The following is a 12,880-nucleotide window of genomic DNA, read 5'->3' as shown; positions in this document are numbered from 1 at the left end:
CTCTACGGTGGAGCCGGTGATATCGAGGGCGAACAGGGAAGCGGGAAGGTTGATACCTTTTTCGAAGACTTTGGGCAGACTGTTGCGTTCGATTCGCTTGCCGCGAACCACGCCATTCATGTCTGAAATCAGAAGGTCGACGAACTGGACCTCGGGATGTTCCTGAAGGAACAGGCTCGGCTCAGTGAGCTGAACGGCACGCANGATTCGCTTGCCGCGAACCACGCCATTCATGTCTGAAATCAGAAGGTCGACGAACTGGACCTCGGGATGTTCCTGAAGGAACAGGCTCGGCTCAGTGAGCTGAACGGCACGCAGGGGTACCGACATGATGCAACACCTTTTTTGTTAAAAATTTCAATCATGCGGGGGCTGGAGCCAGAGTCAATCGGAAAGCCAATTTGTTGTCAATAGCCCTCTCGTCGCCCTCGCGGACGGCGAAATGGCCGTAGACAGGGCCTTCCAGAGCATCGCGAAAGCGGCCAAAGCCAGGCCAGGCAAGGTGTTCAACCTGGTGCAGCAGATATTTTACAGGCTCCGTTGTACGAAAAATTGAACAAGGCTAAGCTGTGCCAACCCTACAACAGCAATAAACCGGGTGTTCCATGTCCTACCAGCCGTCCCTCGGCGCCAAGTTCCGCGGCCACAAGATCGGTCAGCATCCGCGTTAGCTCTTCTCTCCCTCGATTCTTCGCAGCGCCCTCGAGCGGCCCTCGCTCGTCCGCCGCCTGCCCTGCCCGTCCTCCTTATATAAGGAAGGACACCGGCCGCTTTCGCCTGCGTGGATAACGGATACGAAGAGCAAGATCGTTCAAGCCAGCCCGATGCGCCTGCTGGCATGCTGGACCGACGTTCACCACCGCCATGCCCCCATGACTGCCCACGACCTGCCCCGCCAAGCCTTTCTCCGCGGCGCCGTCGCCATCCTCCCATTGTCCCTGGCCGTCGCGCCCTGGGGGCTGCTGGCGGGATCGATGGCCATCGAAGCCAACCTCACCCCGGCCGAGGGCCAGGGCCTGTCCGCCATCGTCTTCGCCGGCGCCGCCCAGTTGGTGGCGATCGGCATGCTCAAGGGCGGTGCCGGGTTCTTTTCGATCATCTTCACCACCCTCCTCCTGACCTCGCAGCACCTGCTCTACGGCATGAGCTTGCGGCCGGTCCTGTCGCCTCTGCCGGGACGCTGGCGGATCGGCCTGGGCTTCCTGCTCACCGACGAGTTCTTCGCCCTCGCCAGTCAGCACGACCGGCGCAACTTCAACCGCTGGTACGCCCTCGGCGTCGGTCTGACCTTCTATATCGCCTGGAACCTGTTCACCCTCGCCGGCATCCTGCTTGGCCGCAGCATTCCCGGTCTCGAACACCTGGGCCTGGATTTCTCCATCGCCGCCACCTTCATCGCCCTGGTCGCGCCGCTGGTGCGCAACGTACCGACGCTGGTCTGCGTGGCCACCTCGCTGTTCTGCTCGGTGCTGTTCAGCCACTGGCAATGGAGTTCGGCGCTGGTCCTCGCCGGCCTCGCCGGGATGGCCGCCGGTTTCATCTGCAACAAGCTGTATCGGGAGGCGCCATGGTCTGGGCAGTGATCTTCGGGATGGGCGCGATCGTCTTCCTCAACCGCTACCTGTTCCTCGAACCGCGCCTGCCGATCCGTCTCGGCAGCAACCTGCGGCAGTTCCTCGGTTTCGCCGTGCCGGGAATGCTCACGGCGATCTGCGGCCCCATCGTGTTCATGCCCGAGGGCCGCATCGACCTCAGCTACGACAATCCCTACCTGGTCAGCGGCGCAGTCACCGTGGCGCTGGTGCTCTATACCCGTAATACTCTGGCGAGCATGCTGCTGGGCATGGCGTTCTTCTTCCTGTTCAAGTGGTGGCTGATTTGATCGATGTCAGTCGCTGACGGCATGACCTCTGCATGCAGCCCCTTGCAGGGTTCATACAAACTCGCGGCGGGCGGCTATATGGCCCACCAGATGCTCCGGAGCAGCCGCTATCCGGCTGACAGCCAGGCTACTATCGATGCAGTACCTGATAGCAACCATCTCCCTTCTATCTAGCCTGGATAAACACGCGTAAACCTGGCGCCCGCCCAGGCAAAGCAATTGACGGGGAGCACTTTAGAAAATCACCCGAAAATAATGACGATAGTCACAGTGACCGCCATCCTCCCGCTCGACGGCTTTCACCTTGAACTGCTTTGCCCCCAGCAACTCCAAGACACGAACCAGTTGATCATGGCTGAATATCTGTGTATGCCCGATTGCTGGAACTCCGCGAGAGTCAGTCACCAACAGTAGCTCACCGCCCGTCCTCAACCTGCCCACACAGTCAATCAGGAACTGGATCCAGTCGGCCGTATGGTCAAGCACATTTGAGCAAACGACGAAATCGAAAGCACTCTCTATATCGGCAACACCATCCCTTATATAACAAGAAGAACCTCTTTCCCCGAGAATCGAGAATGGAAGGTTCTCTGCATACAGCCCCATCAATGAGTCCTGGGCAGTCACTGTCACGCCTTCGACCTTCTCGAAAAAGCCGATCGGCCCACTGCCTACTTCCAATACCTTACCTTCAAAACCTTCGTAGCGATAATGCGAGGAGCCGTACGTGAACCCCATCTTCCCAAGAAACCACATTGCATCCTTATGCCGGGCCTCTTGTAGTTCCTCGACAGACAGATGGCGATAGGGCCATTTATCCTTCCAGAAAGAAAGCTCGTACTCCTGGGAATGTAACCACTGCTCCGGATCTGCAGACGCAACGCTACGTACGTCAGGAGCAGTTTCAACCCTACGGGACACCGACGAGAATTCGCCTGCACCACTGCCACGCTCTTCGATACACACTAGAGGAGTGCCATTCGCACGACGGCGCTCCCAGAAACCGGATAAAAATTTCACCCTAAAAACCTCCCTGCTCATTGGTACCCTTGCCCATCGGACTAAAAGACAAAAAGCCGAAACTTACCAACGACCAAACAACAACTCGTCCTCTATCTCAGCGCCCCAGCAAAAATCTTCCCCTCAGGAAGCCGCCAAACAGCACTGCTCGAGGAAAAACTAACAAAGAAAATTTATAAATAATGTAAGAACAATCCTTTTTGCTAGAGGAAATAGTTACATAGACATAATTGAGGAGAAGATGGAGAAACGAGCGGAAAACCGCGCTCTCCGATCCGCCTAGAGGAGACCCGTTGCGATGACGCTCCAGTCCCCTTCTCGTCCAGATGAAGCGCTGAAAGGGGCCTCCCCCGGAACGAAGAACGAGGGTTCATGCGCCACGGGAATGAACTCGCGAAGAAAGGTCGCTTGGCGCTGGCGCGCTTTGGGCCGAAGATCGGGGCAACCACAACGTGCGCAGCGAGGCCCTCATGTCCGACTCCCTTCCCCAGCGCAACGGCGGGCAAATCCTGGTAGAGGCATTGCGGCGCAATGCCGTCGATACCGTCTACTGCATCCCCGGGGAAAGCTACCTGCCGGTGCTCGACGCGCTGTACGACGCCGACGGCATCCGCACCATCGTCACCCGCCACGAGGGTGCCGCCTCGAACATGGCCGATGCCTACGGCAAGCTGACCGGCCGACCAGGCATCTGCTTCGTCACCCGCGGCCCCGGTGCCACCCATGCGGCGAATGGCGTGCACACGGCGCAGCAGGACTCGACGCCGATGATCCTGTTCGTCGGCCAGGTGGAAAGCGCCTTCAAGGGCCGCGAGGCGTTCCAGGAAGTCGACTACGTGCAGATGTTCTCGGGACTGGCGAAGTGGGCCGTGGAAATCGACCGTATCGAACGCATCCCGGAGCTCGTCGGCCGCGCCTTCAGCGTCGCCACCTCGGGCCGACCGGGGCCGGTCGTGGTCGCCCTGCCCGAGGAAATCCTCTTCGGTTCCGCGCAGGTCGCCGATGCGCCGGAGCCAAGGGTGCTTCCGGGGCGGCCGGGCGCCACGGCGATGGCGGAACTGCGCGAACTGCTGGCGAACGCCAGGCGCCCCCTGCTGGTACTTGGCGGCAGCGGCTGGGACAGTGCCGCCAGGAAACGGCTAGGCGCCTTCGTCGAGGCCAATGGCCTGCCGGTGGCCACCTCGTTCCGTCGCCAGGACCTGTTCGACAACCGTGACCCGCACTACGCCGGACAACTGGGCTTCGGCGCGGCGCCGGCGCTATTGGAGCGGCTGCGCCAGGCCGACCTGCTGCTGGTGGTCGGGGCGCGCCTGGGCGAAACGCCGAGCGCTGGCTACAGCCTGGTGCGTAGTCCGGCCCCCACGCAGACGCTGATCCACGTGCATCCGGACAGCGCGGAACTGAACCGCGTCTACCTGGCGCGACTGCCGATCCAGGCCACCCCGTGTGCCTTCGCCGAGGCCCTGGCCGACCTCGCGCCGTTGCCCTCGAGCACTTGGCAGGACTGGCGCGAAGCCGCCCATGCCGACTACCTGGCCTACTCGACCCCGGCCGCGAGCGACCCCGCCATCCAGGGCGTCGACCTGGCGTCCGTGGTCGCGTACCTCAGCGAAAACCTGCCGGACGACGCGGTGATCGCCAACGGTGCCGGCAACTATGCCGTCTGGGTGCATCGCTTCTACCGCTATCGCCAGGCCCGCACGCAGTTGGCGCCGACCAACGGCGCCATGGGCTACGGCCTGCCCGCCGCGATCGCCGCCAGCCTGCGCGATCCGCAGCGCAGCGTGGTGTGCTTCGCCGGCGACGGCTGTTTCATGATGTATCCGCAGGAGCTGGCGACCGCCGCGCAGTTCGGCGCGACGCCGGTGGTGATCGTGGTCAACAACGGCATGCTCGGCACCATCCGCATGCATCAGGAACGCGAATATCCCGGGCGGGTATCCGCCACCCGCCTGGACAACCCCGACTTCGTCGCCCTGGCGCGAGCCTTCGGCGCCCACGCCGAACGAGTGGAGTGCAGCGCCGACTTCCCCGCCGCGTTCCGGCGCGCCCGCGAAAGCGGACGCCCGGCGCTGCTGGAGCTGCTGACCGACCCACGCCAGATCACGCCGCAGGCGCGCCTCGCCTGAGGCATCCTCAGCCGGCGCGGAAGGCGATCCAGGCCTGGTAGCCCACGGCCTGGAAATAGCGGCTGGGCAGGACGAAGCCGGTGTCTTCCAGCAGTTCGCCGAGGCGCTGCTCGGACAACGGATCGAAATCCTCGCGCAAGCGTTGCAGCATGCCGTCGCTGTCCTCCGGGGAAAGCCCGGCCAAGCGGCAGGCCTCGGCCTGCACCGGGCGTTCGAAGGCGTCCCGGGCTTCCATCAGGTTGGCCAGCAGCAACGGCGCCGCTGGCGCCAGACGCTCGGCGACCGCCTCGAGGAAGCGCCGCTTGGCCTGGTCGCCGCGCAGGAAATGCAGCACCAGCAGGACCAGCGCCGCATCGCAAGGCGGCGCAGGCGGTAGCCCGGCGACGTCGCCGCAGTGCAGCTCGATCCGCTCCAGCAGGCCGAGCCTGGCGCAGCGCTGGCGGGCCAGGGCGAGCATGTCGGCCGACAGGTCCGCCGCGACGAAACGCCAGCCTGGACGCAACCCGGCCAGCTCCGCCAGTTCGCCGCCGGCGCCGCAGCCGACGCTGAGCAGGCGCGCCCGTTCCGGCAGACGGGCCAGCAACTGCGCGCGACTGAGCAGGTGCAGCAACTCGTAGCCCGGCAACAGGCGGCCGATCCGCGTCTCGTAGCCGTCCGCCTGTTTCCCGACGAAGCGGCCCATCAGTCGAACACCTTGCCCAGGCGCCAATAGCCCATCAGGGTCAGATGACGCTTGTCGATACCGCGCTCCTGCACCAGGTAGCGCCGGATCGCCATCACCGCCGCCGACTCGCCGGCGACCCAGGCGTAGAAACTGCCGCTCTCGGGGCTCGCCAGTTCCCAGAGGATCTCCTCGTCGATATCGATGTCCTCCAGTTCCTGGGCCGCACCACCCGCCACCTCGCGCTCCGGCAGCCGCGCCTGGCGCGCCGCCTCGATCATCCGCTCGCCGTTGCGCGAATGGATGCCGGCCTGGTGGCGCGGCAGCCAGTGCAGGCGCGCACCGGGAATCGCCGGCAGGTCGAGGATATCGGCTTCTCCCGGCACTTCGAGAAAGGCCTCGACCACCGGCGGCTCGGCTTCGCCGGCCAGCTCCTCGAGAATTCCCGCCACCGCGGGCAAGGCGGTTTCGTCGGCGATCAGCAGGATATGGCGGACGCCAGCCGGCGGCTTCCATTCGTAGCCGCCGGGGTCATCGCCGTATTGCCGGTTGGGCGCGGCCAGTTGCAGGCGGTCGCCGATCCGCGCGTGGGTCGCCCAGGCCGAGGCCGGGCCGTTCTCGCCGTGGAGGACGAACTCCACGTCGACCTCCTCCTGCTCGGCGCGCAGCGCACGGATGGTGTAGGTACGCATCGGCGGCCGGCGAGCCGGCTCGACGCTGCGATAGGCCTGGTACCACTCGCTGCCACCGGGCAGGCTGGGCGGCTGGCCGCTGGCATCGGGGAAGAAGATCTTGATCCGCTGGTCGGCGGCCAGGGTCTTCATCTCGGCGACCTCCGGGCCGCCGAAGACGAAGCGGGTCAGCGCCGGGCTGAGTTGCTCGCGGCGCTTGAGTTCGACATTGAACAGACGATAGGCGGGTTGCGACATGACGATGGTCTCCTGGTGACCGGCGCCCAGCGGCGCCGGCGGATGCATGCATCAGGCAACTCTAGCAAACAATGCGAATGATTAGCATTTGCTATTTGTGCAATCGTCGACTGCGTCGAAAGCACGACTGCCGCTCAGGCCTCGCAAGGCTCCAGCAGCTCGCAAGCGCTCTCCCCTACTCGCCTGACCGCCTGCTCGATGGCCGGGGTCGGCAACGCCGCGTAGTTCATCCGCAGGCAGTTCCGGTACTTGCCGGAAGCGGAGAAGATGCAGCCCACCGCGACTTGTACACCGCGGTTGCGCAAGGCCTTGTCCAGGCGCAGGGTGTCGAACGCCTCGTCCAGTTCGACCCAGAGCAGGAAACCGCCCTGGGGCCGGCTGGCGCGGGTGCCCTCCGGGAAATAGCGCGCCACCCAGTCGATCATCAGATCGCGTCCGCGCTGGTACTGGGCGCGCATGCGCCGCAAGTGCGGCTCGTAGTGGCCGTTGCCGATGAATTCGGCGATCGCCAGTTGCGGTTGCAGGGCGCTGGCGCCGGTACTGATGTACTTCATGTGCAGCACGCGGTCGGCGTAGCGCCCGGGTACCATCCAGCCGATCCGCAGGCCCGGCGCCAGGACCTTGGAGAACGACCCGCAGAGCAGCACCCGGCCATCGTCGTCGTACGACTTGATGGTGCGCGGGCGCGGATAGGTGTAGGCCAGGTCGCCGTAGACATCGTCCTCGATGATCGCCACGTCGTAGCGCTGGGCCAGGGCCAGCAGCGCCCGCTTGCGCGACTCGGGCATGATGTAGCCGAGCGGGTTGTTGCAGTTCGGGGTCACCTGGATGGCCTTGATCGGCCACTGTTCCAGCGCCAGTTCGAGGGCTTCCAGGCTGATGCCGTTGACCGGATCGGTGGGGATCTCCAGGGCCTTCATGCCGAGGCCTTTCAGCGATTGCATGGCGCCATGGAAGCTCGGCGACTCCACCGCGACGATATCGCCCGGTTCGCACACCGCGCGGATGCTCACCGACAGGGCCTCGTGGCAGCCGGTGGTGATCACCACGTCGCTGGCGGTGGCCCGACAGCCGGAGTCCACCAACAGGCGGGCGACTTCCTCGCGCAGCAACGGCGAGCCGTGGATCCCGTCGTAGGCCAGCGCACGGGCGTCGGCGTGGCGGTTGAGCCGGGCCAGGCTGCGGGTCAGCGGTTTCAGCGAAGGGCTGGAGATGTCCGGCATGCCGCGGCCGAGCTGGACCACGTCCGGCCGCGGTACCGTGCTGACCAGGGCCAGCACCTGCTCCCATTGCGAGATTTCCACCGGCCGCTGGGCCAGGCGGGCGATCGCCGGCAGCGGCGGCATCTGTCGCGCGACCGGGACGAAATAGCCGGACTTCGGCCGCGGCTCGGCCAGCCCGCGATCTTCCAGCAGCCTGTATGCCTGTTGCACGGTGCTCAGGCTGACGCCGTGCTCGATGCTCATGGCCCGCACCGAGGGCAGCCGGTCGCCCGGACGGTAGAGGCCCTGTTCGATGCGCGAACCGAGGGTCTCGGCGAGTTGCAGATAAAGGGTCATGAGCGGGACTCCAGGGTGAGCGAAAGCGGGACCGGTACAGATGGTGGCGAAATCCACCATTCAGGCCGGGGAGCGCTTGATCTGTATGCAGTCAACCCACCTTTTCTGGACCTGTACGGAACAGCGCGCGATGGCCATTCTATCTCCGTCGTCCAGCCGATCAATATGGAGTACGCAGCATGACGCGACTCAGTGCGAAATCCGAGCGCCGCCAACGCCTCGATGGCCCCTTCCCACTCGCCGCGATGGACAACCTGGCGCAGGCCCTGCGTCGCGGCTATCGCCTGGCCCGGCAACGCCAGTTGACCCGGCGCGCGCTGCTGGACCTGGAAGCGGCGGAACTGAAGGATATCGGCCTGAGCGCCGAGCAGGCCCGCGAGGAAGCCTCGCTGGCGTTCTGGCAGGCGGGAAAATCCGGCGGGAGGAAGGCATGATCCGCTGTCGCAACTGTGGCGAACGCCCAGCCAGCGAAGGGCATATCTGTATGGTCTGCAAGCGCCGATCCGACATCGACCCATACAAGGCGCTGATCGCCATGGCCCTGCTGGTCTACTGCGGCGTCAGCCTGGCGGCCTACCTCAAGCCGCATATGCCGTCACCGCCGCCTACCGCCGGCAGCAGCGTCCAGCCCGCCGAGGAGCTGGCCCAGCGCGCCCGCCAGGCCACCCTGGAACAGCGCGGCATCTGAAGAACGCATGCTCGGGAGGGGAGGCAGTTTGAGCCCCTCCTTCTTTTATATGCATATGGCCGCCAGCGCGTGGCTCATTCCGCCGGATACTCCAGCGCCGCCGCGATTCGCCGATGCTGCTCGACCACCCACTCCCGCCGTACCGCCCCCCAGTCGCGGATGACATAGCCGCCCTGGTGGTTGCGCGCACCCTCCCGCTGCTCGAACTCGCAGACGATGTCCAGTTCCTCCAGCGCGGCGATGGTGTCCTGTGCGGTACGCCGGGGCATGCCGGTGGCGGCCATGATCTCCGGCACGCTGGCGGTGCCGCTGTCGATCAGGTAGGCGACGTAGAGGCGGCGGTAGAAGCTGGACTTGGTCTTGCTGATGGTCATGAGCAGGCGTTCTCCGGGAAGGCTCAGGGAGCGAGCAGGGGCAAGGTAGTGGTGGATTTGATTTCCGACAAGGCGACGATGGAGTTCACTTCCTGGATGCCCGGCACCGCCGACAGCTTCTCGAAGAAAAAGCGTTCGTAGGATTCGATATCGCGGGTGACGATACGCAGCATGAAGTCCACCGCGCCCATCAGTACGTGGCACTCCAGCACCTCGGGAAACTGGTGCATCGCCTCGGCGAAGTCGGTGAGGTTCTTGCGCCCATGGGCGTTGAGCTTGATCTGGGCGAATACCTGGGTATTCAGGCCGATCTTCTTGCGGTCGAGCAGGGTCACCTGCTTGCGGATCACCCCCTCCTCCTTCAGGCGTTGGATGCGCCGCCAGCAGGGCGATTGGGAAAGTCCGATGCGCTCGGCGATCTCGGCGGTGGAAAGCGAGGATTCCTCCTGCAGCAAAGCGAGAATACGCTGATCGTACATATCCAGTGGAATGGACATAAATATTCCCTACAAAGAAAAATATAGGGATCAAGTATGCACGGATAGCGCAAAATCACGCAAAAACAGGAGAAAAAATCCGGCACGCCTCTGGGAGAATTTCTCTCGTCGAAACACTGCCTGGAGCGTCACATGTCAACCCTCGCCCCCCTTTTCCTGGCCAAACACCCTGACGGCGAAGAACGCCAGGTGATCCGCCCGAACGTCTGGGAAACCTCCTGCGCAGATACCGAGACCCTGTCGATCTTCCATATCGAGGGCATGGCCGACCCGGACCTGCTGTGCCGGGTGCTCAACCTGTTCGCCGTGCAGTCCTTCACCCCGGAGCGGGTTCGTGCCGACCGCGAGGACCACAAGATCCGCCTGCTGCTGACCTTCCCCGGCCTCAGCCAGCACCGCGCCAGCGTGATCGCGGAGAAACTGCGCTCGCTGGTCACCGTGCTCGCCGTCCGCCTGGAGTTCTCTCCCCATGCCGGCAAGGTCCGTCCCAGCGTCAGCGAGCCGCTGCTGGCCAGCGTCGTCTGAGCCCCTCGGGGCGGCGCGGCGGCCGCCCTGTCCACTCAGCGTCATCGGCTGGCCTTCTGGCGTTAGCCGGTCGCCCAGCCCATGGCTACAGTGCAGGTTCGCCAGGCAGCCAGAAGACTGCCGTGTGTTCCCCGATCCTGCAGAGCGTGCCCATGTCCCGACCGCGTTTCCTTCCGGATAACTTCACCCTGGCGCTGATCGCCACCGTCCTTCTCGCCACTTTCCTGCCCTGCAGCGGCCAGACCGCCGTGGTCTTCGAATGGGTGACCAACATCGGCATCGGCCTGCTGTTCTTCCTCCACGGCGCCAAGCTGTCGCGCCAGGCGATCGTCGCCGGCATGACCCACTGGCGCCTGCACCTGCTGGTGTTCGCCTGCACCTTCGTGATGTTCCCGCTGCTCGGCCTGGCGCTGAAACCGGCGCTGTCGCCGATGGTCACCCCGGAGCTGTACCTCGGCATCCTGTTCCTCTGCGCCCTGCCGGCCACGGTGCAATCCTCCATCGCCTTCACCTCGCTGGCGCGCGGCAACGTGCCGGCAGCGGTATGCAGCGCTTCCGTGTCGAGCCTGCTCGGCGTATTCCTCACCCCGCTGCTGGTCAAGCTGCTGCTCGGCGCCGAAGGCGAGACCGGCAACGCGCTGGACGCCATCGGCAAGATCACCCTGCAACTGCTGGTACCCTTCATCGCCGGCCAGGTCCTGCGGCGCTGGATCGGCGCCTGGGTGGAGCGCAACAAGCCGGTGCTACGCTATGTCGACCAGGGCTCGATCCTGCTGGTGGTCTACACCGCCTTCAGCGCCGCGGTGATCCAGGGCCTGTGGCACGAAGTACCCTGGCTGGCGCTGCTCGGCCTGACGGTCGCCTGCTGCGTGATCCTCGCCCTGGCCCTGGTGCTGACCACGGTGCTGGCGCGACGCCTGGGCTTCAGCAAGGAAGACGAGATCACCATCGTCTTCTGCGGTTCGAAGAAGAGCCTGGCCACCGGCGTGCCCATGGCCAAGGTGCTGTTCGCCACCAGTGCGGTGGGACCGATGGTGTTGCCGCTGATGCTGTTCCACCAGATCCAGCTGATGGTCTGCGCGGTGCTCGCGCAACGCTACGCCAGGCGCCGCGACGACGCAGCGGCGGCGCTGGCCGAGGCCCCCTCGCGCTGAGCGCGAAAATGAAAGAAGCCGGCCCTGGGGCCGGCTTCTTCGTTCAGACGCGGCTCAGCGCGTCGGCGTGCGCAGGGTGACGAACTCTTCCGCCGCGGTCGGGTGGATGCCGATGGTCTCGTCGAACGCCTGCTTGGTCGCCCCGGCCTTCATCGCCACCGCGATACCCTGGAGGATCTCGCCGGCCTCGGCGCCGACCATGTGGCAGCCCAGCACCCTGTCGTCGTGGGCATCCACGACCAGCTTCATCAGGGTCTTTTCCTGGTCGTCGGTAAGGGTCAGCTTCATCGGCCGGAAGCGGCTCTCGAAGATCTTCACCTTGTGCCCGGCGCTCAGCGCCTCCTCCTCGGTCAGGCCGACGGTGCCGATGTTGGGCAGGCTGAACACCGCGGTGGGAATCAACTTGTAGTCCACCGGACGGTACTCCTCCGGCTTGAACAGCCGCCGCGCCACCGCCATGCCCTCGGCCAGCGCCACGGGGGTCAACTGGACGCGACCGATCACGTCGCCCAGGGCGAGGATCGACGGCTCGCTGGTCTGGTAATGCTCGTCGACCGCGATGAAGCCCTTGTCGGTCAGCTTCACTCCGGTGTTTTCCAGGCCAAGGTCATCCAGCATCGGCCGCCGCCCGGTGGCATAGAACACGCAGTCCGCCTCCAGCACCCGGCCGTCCTTGAGGGTCGCGGCCAGGCTGCCATCGGCCTGTTTGTCGATACGGGCGATGTCGCTGTTGAACTGCAGGTCCAGGCCCTTCTTGCCCAATTCGTCGCGCAGGTGTTCGCGGACGCTGCGGTCGAAGCCGCGCAGGAACAGGTCGCGACGGTAGAGCAAGGTGGTCTCGGCGCCGAGCCCGTTGAAGATCGAGGCGAACTCGACGGCGATGTAGCCGCCGCCGACCACCAGCACGCGGCGCGGCAGGCGCTCGAGGAAGAACGCTTCGTTGGAGGTGATCGCGTGTTCCTTGCCGGGAATGTCCGGCACCTGCGGCCAGCCACCGGTGGCGACGAGAATGTGCTTGGCGCTGAAGCGCTGGCCGTCCACCTCGACGTTGTGCGCATCGAGCAGACGTGCGTGACCTTCGAGCAAGGTCACCCCGCTGTTCACCAGCAGGTTGCGGTAGATCCCGTTGAGCCGCTGGATCTCGCGGTTCTTGTTGCCGATCAGGGTCGCCCAATCAAACTGCGCCTCGCCGGCGCTCCAGCCATAGGCCCGGGCCTGCTCGAAGTCCTCGCTGAAATGCGCGCCATAGACCAGCAGCTTCTTCGGCACGCAGCCGACGTTGACGCAGGTGCCACCCAGGTAGCGACTCTCCGCCACCGCGACACGGGCACCGAAGCCGGCGGCGAAGCGGGCGGCGCGTACGCCCCCTGAGCCGGCGCCGATGACGAACAGATCGAAATCGAAAGACATGTTCCTACTCCTGGATCAGATGCGTTCCAGCATAACCCATTCACCAGCGTCG

The 12,880-nt window shown here is 64.8% G+C and carries 14 protein-coding genes and 1 pseudogene; 7 read left to right on the top strand and 8 right to left on the bottom strand.

Annotated features, from left to right (window positions below):
* Positions 1–234: pseudogene (locus LT948_RS24270) on the bottom strand (hypothetical protein); the annotation flags it as partial.
* Positions 235–872: 638 nt separating this feature from the next.
* Here LT948_RS24270 and LT948_RS24265 point away from each other — a divergent pair.
* Entirely contained in the window at positions 873–1,583 is a 711-nt protein-coding gene (locus LT948_RS24265; RefSeq protein WP_003162262.1) for an AzlC family ABC transporter permease, read from the top strand.
* On the top strand, positions 1,568–1,882 hold the full coding sequence (locus tag LT948_RS24260) for an AzlD domain-containing protein (protein ID WP_016263543.1): 315 nt from the start codon (positions 1,568–1,570) through the stop codon (positions 1,880–1,882). Before LT948_RS24265 ends, LT948_RS24260 begins: the two co-directional genes overlap by 16 nt.
* A gap of 234 nt (positions 1,883–2,116) precedes the next feature.
* Here the strand turns inward: LT948_RS24260 and LT948_RS24255 are convergent, their stop codons facing one another.
* Complete coding sequence (locus tag LT948_RS24255; RefSeq protein ID WP_031670850.1) at positions 2,117–2,638, bottom strand: class I SAM-dependent methyltransferase; 522 nt, start codon at positions 2,636–2,638, stop codon at positions 2,117–2,119.
* A gap of 734 nt (positions 2,639–3,372) precedes the next feature.
* On the opposite strand from LT948_RS24255, the gene LT948_RS24250 reads away from it, so the two are divergent.
* A complete protein-coding gene (locus LT948_RS24250) occupies positions 3,373–5,031 on the top strand; it encodes a thiamine pyrophosphate-binding protein (protein ID WP_209364736.1) in 1,659 nt (552 codons plus the stop codon).
* A gap of 7 nt (positions 5,032–5,038) precedes the next feature.
* On the opposite strand, the gene LT948_RS24245 is transcribed toward LT948_RS24250, so the two are convergent.
* The 3 genes from LT948_RS24245 to LT948_RS24235 all read right to left on the bottom strand — a co-directional run bounded on the left by LT948_RS24245 (position 5,039) and on the right by LT948_RS24235 (position 8,180).
* Positions 5,039–5,713: a class I SAM-dependent methyltransferase gene (locus tag LT948_RS24245; protein WP_003100350.1), complete on the bottom strand. Its 675-nt coding sequence runs from the start codon at positions 5,711–5,713 to the stop codon at positions 5,039–5,041.
* Positions 5,713–6,621: a siderophore-interacting protein gene (locus LT948_RS24240; protein WP_003139694.1), complete on the bottom strand. Its 909-nt coding sequence runs from the start codon at positions 6,619–6,621 to the stop codon at positions 5,713–5,715. Before LT948_RS24240 ends, LT948_RS24245 begins: the two co-directional genes overlap by 1 nt.
* 134 nt (positions 6,622–6,755) lie before the next feature.
* Positions 6,756–8,180: an aminotransferase-like domain-containing protein gene (locus LT948_RS24235; RefSeq protein ID WP_003100354.1), complete on the bottom strand. Its 1,425-nt coding sequence runs from the start codon at positions 8,178–8,180 to the stop codon at positions 6,756–6,758.
* A 179-nt stretch (positions 8,181–8,359) separates the two neighbouring features.
* Here LT948_RS24235 and LT948_RS24230 point away from each other — a divergent pair, with 179 nt between their 5' ends.
* Positions 8,360–8,614, top strand: a complete 255-nt coding sequence (locus tag LT948_RS24230; protein ID WP_003100355.1) for a DUF1127 domain-containing protein — start codon at positions 8,360–8,362, stop codon at positions 8,612–8,614.
* Positions 8,611–8,868 (top strand): hypothetical protein, encoded by a 258-nt coding sequence (locus LT948_RS24225; protein WP_003128788.1) that lies wholly within the window; start codon positions 8,611–8,613, stop codon positions 8,866–8,868. The genes LT948_RS24230 and LT948_RS24225 overlap by 4 nt, the downstream gene beginning before the upstream one ends.
* A gap of 74 nt (positions 8,869–8,942) precedes the next feature.
* Here LT948_RS24225 and LT948_RS24220 read toward each other — a convergent pair whose 3' ends face one another.
* Together LT948_RS24220 and LT948_RS24215 are read right to left on the bottom strand one after the other, a co-directional pair.
* The gene (locus LT948_RS24220) at positions 8,943–9,242 is read right to left on the bottom strand and encodes a winged helix-turn-helix domain-containing protein (RefSeq protein WP_003118549.1); all 300 of its coding nucleotides are present in this window, start codon (positions 9,240–9,242) and stop codon (positions 8,943–8,945) included.
* Between the two features lie 23 nt (positions 9,243–9,265).
* Positions 9,266–9,739 carry an Lrp/AsnC family transcriptional regulator gene (locus LT948_RS24215; RefSeq protein ID WP_003088649.1) on the bottom strand — a complete coding sequence of 158 codons (474 nt, stop codon included), beginning with the start codon at positions 9,737–9,739 and terminating at the stop codon, positions 9,266–9,268.
* 132 nt (positions 9,740–9,871) lie between these two features.
* On the opposite strand from LT948_RS24215, the gene LT948_RS24210 reads away from it, so the two are divergent.
* Positions 9,872–10,264, top strand: coding sequence for a hypothetical protein (locus LT948_RS24210; protein WP_003088646.1), 393 nt, complete (start codon positions 9,872–9,874; stop codon positions 10,262–10,264).
* A gap of 152 nt (positions 10,265–10,416) precedes the next feature.
* Positions 10,417–11,418: a bile acid:sodium symporter family protein gene (locus LT948_RS24205; protein ID WP_003128792.1), complete on the top strand. Its 1,002-nt coding sequence runs from the start codon at positions 10,417–10,419 to the stop codon at positions 11,416–11,418.
* Between the two features lie 54 nt (positions 11,419–11,472).
* On the opposite strand, the gene gorA is transcribed toward LT948_RS24205, so the two are convergent.
* Entirely contained in the window at positions 11,473–12,828 is a 1,356-nt protein-coding gene (gene gorA / locus LT948_RS24200) for a glutathione-disulfide reductase (RefSeq protein ID WP_003128794.1), read from the bottom strand.
* Positions 12,829–12,880 lie beyond the last annotated feature (52 nt).

The organism is Pseudomonas sp. CP-1 (assembly GCF_021213715.1).
GTDB lineage: Bacteria > Pseudomonadota > Gammaproteobacteria > Pseudomonadales > Pseudomonadaceae > Pseudomonas > Pseudomonas aeruginosa.
Note: the sequence above shows the minus strand (reverse complement) of the source record. Positions and strands in the feature narration are given on the sequence as shown.